We start from the raw sequence: 10,276 nt of genomic DNA, 5'->3' as shown, positions 1-10,276 counted from the left end.
GCCCCCGCCCCTAACCGAACGCAACAAAAAACCGCCCCGGAACCGCATTGCGGTCCCGGGGCGGCTTCGTTCGACTCAGGCTGTCAGGCCATCAGCCCTTAGTCCTTGTTCAGGTTAGGACCCGCGCCGCCCGTCGCCGATTCCACCGGCGGAGCGCTCGGCACCGCCGACTTCTCCTCGCCGCGGAACGTGAACTTGGCGGCCTCGCCCTCACCCTCGACATCGACGACCACGATGTGGCCCGGACGCAGCTCGTTGAAGAGGATCTTCTCCGAGAGGGCGTCCTCGATCTCGCGCTGGATCGTGCGGCGCAGCGGACGGGCGCCGAGCACCGGGTCGTAGCCCCGCTTGGCCAGCAGCGACTTGGCCTCGCCGCTGAGCTCGAGGCCCATGTCGCGGTCCTTCAGCCGCTCGTCCACCTTGGCGATCATCAGGTCGACGATCTGGATGATGTCTTCCTGCGACAGCTGGTGGAAGACCACGGTGTCATCGACACGGTTGAGGAACTCGGGCCGGAAGTGCTGCTTGAGCTCTTCGTTGACCTTCGCCTTCATCCGCTCGTAGCCGGTCTTGACGTCGCCCTGGGCGGCGAAGCCCAGGTTGAAGCCCTTGGAGATGTCCCGGGTGCCGAGGTTGGTGGTCATGATGATGACCGTGTTCTTGAAGTCCACGACCCGGCCCTGGGAGTCGGTCAGGCGACCGTCCTCCAGGATCTGCAGCAGCGAGTTGAAGATGTCCGGGTGGGCCTTCTCGACCTCGTCGAAGAGGACGACCGAGAACGGCTTGCGGCGCACCTTCTCCGTCAGCTGGCCGCCCTCCTCGTAGCCCACGTAGCCGGGGGGCGAACCGAAGAGGCGCGAGACCGTGTGCTTCTCGCTGAACTCCGACATGTCGAGGGAGATCAGCGCGTCCTCGTCGCCGAACAGGAACTCGGCGAGCGTCTTGGACAGCTCGGTCTTACCGACACCGGACGGGCCGGCGAAGATGAACGAGCCACCGGGGCGCTTGGGGTCCTTCAGACCGGCGCGGGTGCGGCGGATGGCCTGCGAGAGCGCCTTGATGGCGTCCTTCTGGCCGATGACGCGCTTGTGCAGCTCGTCTTCCATCCGCAGGAGCCGGCTGGACTCCTCCTCGGTGAGCTTGAAGACCGGGATGCCGGTGGCCGTGGCCAGGACCTCGGCGATCAGCTCCTCGTCCACCTCGGCGACGACGTCCATGTCGCCGGCCTTCCACTCCTTCTCCCGCTTCGCCTTCGCGGCCAGGAGCTGCTTCTCCTTGTCGCGCAGGCCGGCGGCCATCTCGAAGTCCTGCGAGTCGATCGCGGACTCCTTCTCGCGGCGCACGTCGGCGATCTTCTCGTCGAACTCGCGGAGGTCCGGCGGCGCGGTCATCCGGCGGATGCGCATCCGGGAACCGGCCTCGTCGATCAGGTCGATCGCCTTGTCCGGAAGGAAGCGGTCGGAGATGTAGCGGTCGGCCAGGGTGGCGGCGGCGACCAGCGCGGCGTCCGTGATGGACACCCGGTGGTGCGCCTCGTAGCGGTCCCGCAGGCCCTTGAGGATCTCGATGGTGTGCGGCAGCGACGGCTCGGCGACCTGGATGGGCTGGAAGCGGCGCTCCAGGGCCGCGTCCTTCTCCAGGTGCTTGCGGTACTCGTCCAGCGTCGTCGCACCGATGGTCTGCAGCTCGCCGCGGGCCAGCATCGGCTTGAGGATGCTGGCGGCGTCGATCGCGCCCTCGGCGGCGCCCGCGCCGACCAGGGTGTGCAGCTCGTCGATGAACAGGATGATGTCGCCGCGGGTGCGGATCTCCTTGAGGACCTTCTTCAGGCGCTCCTCGAAGTCACCGCGGTACCGGGAGCCGGCGACCAGGGCACCGAGGTCGAGGGTGTAGAGGTGCTTGTCCTTGAGGGTCTCGGGCACCTCGCCCTTGACGATGGCCTGCGCCAGGCCCTCGACGACCGCCGTCTTGCCGACGCCGGGCTCGCCGATGAGGACCGGGTTGTTCTTCGTACGGCGGGACAGGACCTGCATGACCCGCTCGATTTCCTTCTCGCGCCCGATGACCGGGTCGAGCTTGGTCTCCCGGGCGGCCTGCGTGAGGTTGCGGCCGAACTGGTCCAGGACCAGGGAGGTCGAGGGCGTGCCCTCGGCGGGGCCGCCGGCGGTGGCGGCCTCCTTGCCCTGGTAGCCGGAGAGCAGCTGGATGACCTGCTGCCGGACCCTGTTCAGGTCGGCGCCCAGCTTGACGAGGACCTGGGCGGCGACGCCCTCGCCCTCGCGGATCAGGCCGAGCAGGATGTGCTCGGTGCCGATGTAGTTGTGGCCGAGCTGGAGGGCCTCGCGGAGCGACAGCTCCAGGACCTTCTTGGCACGGGGAGTGAAGGGGATGTGACCGGACGGGGCCTGCTGGCCCTGGCCGATGATCTCCTCCACCTGCTGGCGGACCGCCTCGAGCGAAATGCCGAGGCTCTCCAGGGCCTTAGCGGCGACACCCTCACCCTCGTGGATCAGACCCAGGAGGATGTGTTCGGTGCCGATGTAGTTGTGGTTGAGCATCCGGGCTTCTTCCTGAGCCAGGACGACAACCCGCCGCGCACGGTCGGTGAACCTCTCGAACATCGTTAATCGCTCCTCAGAGCGGTCAGGCAGTAAGGGGTCGGTCCCCTCCCTGTCCTTCCGCATGCTAGTCCCGCAGGGCGGGACAGCTCATTCCAACTGCCGACACCCGTCCGGATCACCCCGCTCCGACGGGGAAATTTACTGCCGAACAGCTGACATCTGCTCCAACTCGATGGTGCGAGACGATGTTCCCGCAGGCCAGGCATATACGCATGCCGCCACTACGCCCGTGGCGAACGCGCCCCTCGCCGACACACCGCCCGCCGCCCTCCGAAGGCGGCGGCGAACTGCTCCGTGCGCCGGTCACAGCGTCTCTTCCCACTGAGACCTTCTTACCCGCTGCCACTGACACTCCATGCGGCGCGGGCCTTTTCCCTCCGCTACGGGCGAACAACCGCGCGCCCCGCGATGCTTCCGCACTCCCCGCCGCCTTATACGGAATGCAATGCTCCGCACACCCAACGTAACCTTCCGCCGGGTCGGGAGTTGCACCGGGCATGCCCCGCGCCCTTCCGCGACCCCGCTCGCCCCTCGCCGCCGTACGCCGGTGGTACGAGGAGGAGCTGCACTGGCCGACCACCGGCACCGAGCCGGTGGAGCTGCTGACCGGGGTCCGCTTCGACGTCCTGGAGATGCCCGCCGACGCGGGGCGCGCCGTGCTGCGGCGGCTGCCGTACCCCGGCCCGGTGGCGCTGCTGCGGCCCGCACACGGCGGGAAGCGCCCGCAGGATCGGCCGAAACTGCTCCTGCTCATCGCGCCGGGCGGCGCGGAGGAGCTGCCGGGAATCCTGGAGTGGCTGGAGTGGGGCACGCTCGCGGCGGACCTCACGGCACGCGGGCCCGGGGGGCGGATGCCGGCGCCGGCGCCGCCCTCGGGGTGCCGCCCCTCAGGCGGCTTCGGCGCGCGGGAGGCCGCGGGCTGGGTGCGGCCTCCCCGGCCTGGGTACGAGGCACTCGATTCCCTGCCCGCCACGGGGATCGGGGCAGGAATCGGGGACGGTGGGGGCGCCCCCGACCTCGTACGGCTCGTGAGCGCGGCGGCGACGGAATGCCACCGGGCCCGGTTGGGTCGTGCTCGTAATGGTCAATCGGATCGCGCCTGCGGCGCTCAGCCGTTGGCCTTCTCGTATGCCTCGCGAATGTCGGCGGGGACCCGGCCGCGGTCATTGACGTTGTAGCCGTTCTCCTTCGCCCAGGCGCGGATCTTCGCGGTGTCCTGCGCGCCGCCGGAAGCCGGACGGGCCTTGCCGCGGCCCGCGGAACGGCCACCGGTCTTGCGGCCGGCCTTCACGAACTCGGCCAGCGACTCGCGGAGCTTCTCCGCGTTGGCGTCGGAGAGGTCGATCTCGTAGGACTTACCGTCGAGAGCGAACGTCACCGTCTCGTGCGCCTCGCCACCGTCGAGGTCGTCGACAAGAAGAACCTGAACCTTCTGTGCCACCAGGTTTCCCTTTCATCGAATGCGGATTACGACGGAAAGCAAACCGCTTTTCCGGGAAAAACACAAACCCTTGGGTAGGGTTCACTTGCCCGCACAGCGGGGAACGCATGCTTCCGTAGCCATGAGATAGGGGAGCGATTCGGACATAGAACGCTGATCACAGGTGCAGAAGCATGCGGCTGTTGCCCAGGGTGTTGGGCTTCACTCGTTCGAGGCCCAGGAACTCCGCGACGCCCTCGTCATAGGAACGCAGCAGTTCGCTGTAGACATCCCCGTCCACGGGCGTCTCGCCGATCTCGACGAAGCCGTGCTTGGCGAAGAAGTCGACTTCGAAGGTGAGGCAGAAAATGCGCCGCACGCCCAGCCACCGGGCGGTGGCCAGCAGCTTGGCGAGGACCTGGTGGCCGACGCCGGCGCCGCGCAGCGCGGGGTCCACGGCCAGGGTGCGGACCTCGGCGAGGTCTTCCCACATGACGTGCAGGGCGCCGCAGCCGACGACCTCGGCGTCCTCGTCCCGCTCGGCGACCCAGAACTCCTGGATGTCCTCGTAAAGCGTGACGGTGGCTTTGTCGAGCAGGATCCCCTCGCGCGCGTAGGCGTCGATGAGGCGGCGTACGGCCGGGACATCGCCGGTCCGGGCGCGGCGGACGGTGAGCCCTTTTGAATGCGCTGGCATGCCCGGACGCTATCGCTCCGTGCGGCCGGCCTCCGCTCCGGGTTCATCTCCGGTGCCGGCCGGGGCTTCACCGGCGGCGGGCGGCTGTTCTTCGCGGGGCGCTTCCCGGCGCTCTTCCCGTTGCCCTTCCCGGGAGCCTTCCCGGGCGGCGGTGTGTTCTTCTCCGTCGTGCTCGGGGTCGTCGGCCTGCACCATGCGGACGGCATCGCGCAGGGCTTGCCGTTGTTCCGGCGACATCATGCCGAAGAAGGCGACGAGTGCGGCCGCGGGGTTGTCACTGGCGGACCACGCTTCGTTCATCAGTGCGGCCGAGTAGGCGGCGCGAGTGGAGACCGCCTCATATCGATAGGCGCGGCCTTCGGCTTCGCGGCGGACCCAGCCCTTCTGATGGAGGTTGTCCAATACGGTCATGACCGTTGTGTAGGCGATCGACCGCTCCTTCTGGAGATCCTCCAGGACTTCCCGAACGGTGACCGGGCGGTTCCACTCCCAGACCCGCGTCATGACCGCGTCTTCCAGATCACCCAAGCGTCTCGGCACACAAGAAGAATAGTGGGAGATGTCGTGAATGCCCGTTGATCTCGTTGCGTTTGGCCGGGAAAAAGGCGGTACGGCCCGGGACGGTCAATCCCGGGCCGTACGTGGTGCGACGGCCGCCGGAAAAGGCGGCGGTGCGGTGACGCTTCAGGGGGCCATCGGAGGAGGCGCGCCCCCGGGGGTGCTTCAGGCGCCGAACGCCTTGGGCTCCTGCCCGGCGGCCTCGGCGCGCGCGAACGCGTCGTCGACGGCCGCGTCCTCCTTGGCCTTGTTCGCCCCGCCCTGGCTCTTGACGATCGTGACGATCAGGCACGTGAAGGCCACTGCCATCACGACGGGCGGAAGCAGCGCTGCGACGTAATCCATGGCGTGGGGGCCTCCTTCAAGGCGTGAGCCCGCGGCTAATACGGAAGCCAGGGTACGCAGCGCTCAGGCGGTGCGGGTCTCCGGGGGCGGCGCGGGCTTGCGGCGGGGCGGGAAGACCTCGCCCGGGGTGGGGATGGGCCGGTCGGGCCGCGGGCCCTTGGGGCCGGGCGCGGGCTTGGCCGGTTCCCTGCGAGGGGCGGGGCGCGGCTCCCTCCGGGGCTCCCGCTCGGGCTCCGGCCCGGAGGCGGCGTCCGGGCCGCCGCGGTGGCCGGTTCCGGCCGGTCGCGGCCGGGCCGTCGTACGGCCGCCCGGCGGGACGTCCGGGACCGGGCCGCAGCGCCCGCCGGGGAGCGCGCGCAGCCGGGCCCGTACGGAGTGTTCGGCGAGCCGCTCGCAGTGCCGCAGGAGGGCGCCGCGGCGTTTGCGTTCGGCCTCGGTGGCGGGCCGGGCGAGCAGCGAGCGCAGCGCGGCGAGGTCGTCGGGACCGGGGACGTGGCCGGCCGCCAGCGCCTCCTGGAGCCGCGTGAGGTAGCCGGTGGCGGCACCGGGCAGGGCGGCGCGGTAGCGGGCGAGGTCGGCGAGCAGGAAGGCGCGCAGGCGGGCGCCTTCGCGGACCGCCTCGTCCACCGCCTCGGCCAGCCGGAGGTATTCCTGGACGTCCTGTGCCCGGTCCGGCCCGAGGGGGGCCGGCGGGACGGCGGGGGAGGTCGTCTGGAGGGCATGGGCGAGGGCGCGACGGAGCACACGCAACTCATCGGCGCCGAAGGCCATGCCGCCGCGGGGTCCGTATGGCATTGGCATGCGGCGACTTTACGACCGATTCGGACAAAAGCCGCTTAATTCGTGAACGGTGGCGCGGCAGCGGGGCGCGCGTCACACGGGCGCCCCAGTGGGCACCGGGCGCGCACCCTCCGCCGCGCTCCCGTCAGGCCGCCGCCGGAGCCGCCCTCAGAGCCGCCCGACGTTCCGCTCGTAGACCAGGCGCAGGCCGATCAGCGTCAGCCAGGGCTCGTGCTCGTCGATCACCGAGGACTCGCCGAGCACCATCGGGGCCAGCCCGCCGGTCGCGATCACCGTCACGTCGTCGGGGTCGTCGGCCAGTTCCCGGGCCATCCGCTGCACCACGCCGTCCACCTGGCCGGCGAAGCCGTAGAGGATGCCGGACTGCATCGCCTCGACGGTGTTCTTCCCGATGACGCTGCGCGGCCGGGCCAGCTCGATCTTGCGGAGCTGGGCGCCCTTGACGCCCAGCGCGTCCACGGAGATCTCGATGCCCGGGGCGATCACGCCGCCCACGTACTCGCCGCGGACGCTGACCGCGTCGAACGTGGTCGCGGTGCCGAAGTCCACGACGACCGCCGGGCCGCCGTACAGCTCGACGGCGGCCAGCGCGTTGATGATCCGGTCCGCGCCGACCTCCTTGGGGTTGTCCATGAGGATCGGCACGCCGGTCTTGACGCCCGGCTCCACCAGGACGGCGGGCACGTCCCCGTAATAGCGGCGGGTCACCTCGCGCAGCTCGTGGAGGACCGAGGGGACCGTCGAGCAGATGGAGATGCCCTCGATGCCGTCGCCCAGTTCTTCCCCGAGCAGCGGGTGCATGCCCATGAGGCCCTGGAGCAGCACCGCCAGTTCGTCGGCGGTGCGCCGGGCGTCGGTGGAGATCCGCCAGTGCTCGACGATCTCCTCCCCGTCGAACAGGCCCAGGACCGTGTGCGTATTGCCTACGTCGATGGTCAGCAGCATGGCGTCAGCGGCTCTCGTCGTCGCTCTCGCGCAGGTCCAGCCCGATGTCGAGGACCCGGGCGGAGTGGGTGAGCGCGCCCACGGCCAGGTAGTCGACGCCCGCCTCCGCGTAGGCGCGGGCGTTGTCCAGGGTGAGCCGGCCGGAGGACTCCAGGGCCGCGCGGCCGGCGACCAGCTCCACCGCCTCCCGGGTCTGCTCCGGGGTGAAGTTGTCCAGGAGGATGAGGTCGGCGCCCTCGGCCAGGATGGGCGGGATCTGGTCGAGCCGGTCGACCTCCACCTCGATGGGCACCCCGGGGAACTCGCCGCGCACGGCGGTGAACGCCTCCGCGACGCCGCCGGCGGCCACGACGTGGTTGTCCTTGATCAGCGCGGCGTCGGACAGCGACATCCGGTGGTTGACGCCGCCGCCGCAGCGCACCGCGTACTTCTCCAGGGCGCGCAGGCCCGGCGTCGTCTTGCGGGTGTCGCGGACGCGGGCCTTGGTGCCGTCCAGGACGTCCGCCCAGGCGCGGGTGAGGGTGGCGATGCCGGAGAGGCGGCCGAGGAGGTTCAGGGCGCTGCGCTCGGCCGTCAGCAGGTCGCGGGTGCGGGTGGTGACGGACAGCAGCTTCTGGCCGGCGGTGACCCGCTCGCCGTCCTCGACGTGCCGCTCGACGGCGAACTCGTCGGTGCAGACCACGGACAGCACCGCCTCGGCGATCCGCAGCCCGGCGACCGTGCCGTCCTCGCGGGCGGTGAAGTCGCCGGTGGCGACGGCGTCCTCGGGGACGGTGGCCACGGTGGTGACGTCCACGCCCTGGTCGAGGTCCTCCTCGATGGCCATGTGGGCGATGTCCTCCACCTGGACGGGGTCGAGGCCCGCGGCCACCAGGAGGGCGGCCAGGTCGGGGTCGAGCCCGCAGTTCAGCGGGTCCAGCTCGTAGGCGTCGCCGTCACCGGCGCAGCCGCAGGCGTCACCGCAGCCGCCGCCGGCGGAAACGGCGGGCGCGGCGCCGGGCCGGCCGATCTGGAGGAGGGGGAGGTCGTCGGGGGTGCTGCTCACGGGCTGGGCTCCGAATCGGGAGTGGGGACGGACTGAGGGGTCGGGCCGGCGGTCGGCGGGAAGCCGGCGGTCCGGGTGGACTGGACGGCGAGGGAGCGGTCCGCACCGAGGGTGATGCGGAAGTGGCGCCGCCAGGTGGCATCGTCGCGGTCCGGGTGGTCCTCGCGCCAATGGCAGCCGCGGGTCTCCTCCCGGAGGCGGGCGGCGGCCACCAGGACCCGGGCCACGCACAGCAGGTTGGTCGCCTCCCAGGCTTCCACACCGGGCACGGGGGGCTTGGCGGAGTCGGCGGCGGGGCCGGCGGCCCGGACGGCCTCCGCGGCCTCCACGGCCTCCCTGTGGAGCCGTTCGAGGCCGTCGGCCGCCCCGGCCAGGCTGTCCGCGCTGCGCAGCACCCCGGCACCCGACGTCATGATCCGCTGGACGGCGGTACGGGCCTCCGGCGCCAGCAGGGGCAGCGGGGACCGGGCCTCCACCGGGGCGGGGGCCTGGGCGGCCGGCAGCCGGGCGGCGATGTCCGCGGCGATCCGCTCGGCGAACACCAGCCCCTCCAGCAAGGAGTTGGAGGCCAGCCGGTTGGCGCCGTGCACGCCCGTGCAGGCCACCTCACCGCACGCGTAGAGGCCGGGGACGGTGGTCCGGCCGTGCAGGTCGGTGCGGACGCCGCCGGAGGCGTAGTGGGCCGCCGGGGCGACCGGGATCGGCTCGGTGACCGGGTCGATGCCGTGCGCCCGGCAGGCGGCCAGGATCGTCGGGAAGCGGCGCTGCCACATCTCGGGGCCGAAGTGGCGGCCGTCCAGGTACATGTGCGTGGTGCCCTGCTCCTGGGCGCGGCGCATGATCGCCTTGGCCACGATGTCCCGGGGGGCCAGCTCGGCGAGTTCGTGCTGCCCCACCATGAAGCGCGTGCCGGCGGCGTCCACCAGGTGGGCGCCCTCGCCGCGCACCGCCTCGGAGATCAGCGGCTGCTGGCCCTCGGCCTCCGGCCCCAGGTAGAGCACGGTCGGGTGGAACTGCACGAACTCCAGGTCGGACACCTCCGCCCCGGCACGCAGCGCCAGGGCGACCCCGTCTCCGGTGGAGACCGGCGGGTTGGTGGTCGCGGAGAACACCTGCCCCATGCCCCCGGTGGCGAGCACCACCGCCGGGGCGTGCACGGCGCCCACGCCGTCGTGCTGGCCCTCGCCCATGACGTGCAGGGTGACGCCGGCGGTGCGGCCCTCGGCGTCCGTCAGGAGGTCCAGGACCAGCGCGTTCTCGATGGTGCGCAGGCCCGCGTCGCGGACCGCGGCGACCAGCGCCCGGGAGATCTCGGCCCCGGTGGCGTCGCCGCCGGCGTGCGCGATCCGGTGGCGGTGGTGGCCGCCCTCCCGGGTGAGCGCGATCTCGTCGCTCCCGGGGGCGGTGTCGAAGCGCGCCCCGGCCGCGATCAGCCGGCGCACGGCGTCCGGCCCCTCGGTGACCAGCGCCCGCACGGCCTCCTCGTCGCACAGCCCGGCGCCGGCGACGAGGGTGTCGGCCAGATGCTGCTCGGGGCTGTCGCCCTCCCCGAGGGCGGCGGCGACACCGCCCTGCGCCCACCGGGTCGAGCCGTCGTCCAGCCGCGCCTTGGTGACGACGACCGTCCGGCGGCCGGCCGCGGCGCAGCGCAGCGCGGCGGTCAGCCCGGCGACGCCCGAGCCCACGACGACGACGTCCGCCGCGATGGACCACCCGGGCGCGGGGGCGGTGAGACGTATGCCGGCGGTACCGCCGGCCGTTCCGGTAGCGCTCATCGGGCCGCTCCGAGGGGACCTTGGGGTGGGGTGGTGGGCGTTTTGCGGGTGGGGGGCTGGGCTTTGGGG

10 protein-coding genes are annotated in these 10,276 nt (G+C 71.7%); 1 reads left to right on the top strand and 9 read right to left on the bottom strand.

Going from position 1 to position 10,276, the window contains the following annotated elements; all coding sequences use genetic code 11:
- Window positions 1–98: 98 nt before the first annotated feature.
- The gene (locus ADL22_RS07680) at window positions 99–2,621 is read right to left on the bottom strand and encodes an ATP-dependent Clp protease ATP-binding subunit (RefSeq protein ID WP_066975051.1); all 2,523 of its coding nucleotides are present in this window, start codon (window positions 2,619–2,621) and stop codon (window positions 99–101) included.
- 497 nt (window positions 2,622–3,118) lie between these two features.
- On the opposite strand from ADL22_RS07680, the gene ADL22_RS36005 reads away from it, so the two are divergent.
- On the top strand, window positions 3,119–3,799 hold the full coding sequence (locus ADL22_RS36005) for an SCO3374 family protein (protein WP_079063919.1): 681 nt from the start codon (window positions 3,119–3,121) through the stop codon (window positions 3,797–3,799).
- Here ADL22_RS36005 and ADL22_RS07675 read toward each other — a convergent pair.
- The 8 genes from ADL22_RS07675 to ADL22_RS07640 all read right to left on the bottom strand — a co-directional run bounded on the left by ADL22_RS07675 (window position 3,730) and on the right by ADL22_RS07640 (window position 10,207).
- Entirely contained in the window at window positions 3,730–4,062 is a 333-nt protein-coding gene (locus tag ADL22_RS07675; protein WP_066975049.1) for a histone-like nucleoid-structuring protein Lsr2, read from the bottom strand. The genes ADL22_RS36005 and ADL22_RS07675 overlap by 70 nt on opposite strands.
- Before the next feature lie 157 nt (window positions 4,063–4,219).
- Window positions 4,220–4,738 (bottom strand): amino-acid N-acetyltransferase, encoded by a 519-nt coding sequence (locus tag ADL22_RS07670; RefSeq protein ID WP_066975047.1) that lies wholly within the window; start codon window positions 4,736–4,738, stop codon window positions 4,220–4,222.
- A gap of 9 nt (window positions 4,739–4,747) precedes the next feature.
- Complete coding sequence (locus ADL22_RS07665; RefSeq protein WP_066975045.1) at window positions 4,748–5,242, bottom strand: BlaI/MecI/CopY family transcriptional regulator; 495 nt, start codon at window positions 5,240–5,242, stop codon at window positions 4,748–4,750.
- A gap of 219 nt (window positions 5,243–5,461) precedes the next feature.
- Window positions 5,462–5,641, bottom strand: coding sequence for a hypothetical protein (locus ADL22_RS07660; RefSeq protein ID WP_066975043.1), 180 nt, complete (start codon window positions 5,639–5,641; stop codon window positions 5,462–5,464).
- Window positions 5,642–5,704: 63 nt separating this feature from the next.
- A complete protein-coding gene (locus ADL22_RS07655) occupies window positions 5,705–6,412 on the bottom strand; it encodes a hypothetical protein (protein WP_066975041.1) in 708 nt (235 codons plus the stop codon).
- Between the two features lie 177 nt (window positions 6,413–6,589).
- The gene (locus tag ADL22_RS07650; RefSeq protein WP_066975039.1) at window positions 6,590–7,387 is read right to left on the bottom strand and encodes a type III pantothenate kinase; all 798 of its coding nucleotides are present in this window, start codon (window positions 7,385–7,387) and stop codon (window positions 6,590–6,592) included.
- A 4-nt stretch (window positions 7,388–7,391) separates the two neighbouring features.
- On the bottom strand, window positions 7,392–8,432 hold the full coding sequence (nadC, locus tag ADL22_RS07645; RefSeq protein ID WP_066975037.1) for a carboxylating nicotinate-nucleotide diphosphorylase: 1,041 nt from the start codon (window positions 8,430–8,432) through the stop codon (window positions 7,392–7,394).
- A complete protein-coding gene (locus ADL22_RS07640) occupies window positions 8,429–10,207 on the bottom strand; it encodes an L-aspartate oxidase (protein WP_066975035.1) in 1,779 nt (592 codons plus the stop codon). The genes nadC and ADL22_RS07640 overlap by 4 nt, the downstream gene beginning before the upstream one ends.
- Window positions 10,208–10,276 lie beyond the last annotated feature (69 nt).

The sequence above is a fragment of the Streptomyces sp. NRRL F-4489 genome (genome assembly GCF_001509485.1).
GTDB lineage: Bacteria > Actinomycetota > Actinomycetes > Streptomycetales > Streptomycetaceae > Streptomyces.
The sequence above is the reverse complement of the archived record's forward strand: the minus strand, read 5'-3'. Positions and strand labels throughout refer to the sequence as shown.

Coding starts and splice junctions, on each gene's coding strand:
- ADL22_RS07680 (WP_066975051.1), bottom strand. CDS start 2,621: ATGTTCGAGAGGTTCACCGACCGTGCGCGGCGGGTTGTCGTCCTGGCT.
- ADL22_RS36005 (WP_079063919.1), top strand. CDS start 3,119: ATGCCCCGCGCCCTTCCGCGACCCCGCTCGCCCCTCGCCGCCGTACGC.
- ADL22_RS07670 (WP_066975047.1), bottom strand. CDS start 4,738: ATGCCAGCGCATTCAAAAGGGCTCACCGTCCGCCGCGCCCGGACCGGC.
- ADL22_RS07665 (WP_066975045.1), bottom strand. CDS start 5,242: ATGACGCGGGTCTGGGAGTGGAACCGCCCGGTCACCGTTCGGGAAGTC.
- ADL22_RS07660 (WP_066975043.1), bottom strand. CDS start 5,641: ATGGATTACGTCGCAGCGCTGCTTCCGCCCGTCGTGATGGCAGTGGCC.
- ADL22_RS07655 (WP_066975041.1), bottom strand. CDS start 6,412: ATGGCCTTCGGCGCCGATGAGTTGCGTGTGCTCCGTCGCGCCCTCGCC.
- ADL22_RS07650 (WP_066975039.1), bottom strand. CDS start 7,387: ATGCTGCTGACCATCGACGTAGGCAATACGCACACGGTCCTGGGCCTG.
- ADL22_RS07640 (WP_066975035.1), bottom strand. CDS start 10,207: ATGAGCGCTACCGGAACGGCCGGCGGTACCGCCGGCATACGTCTCACC.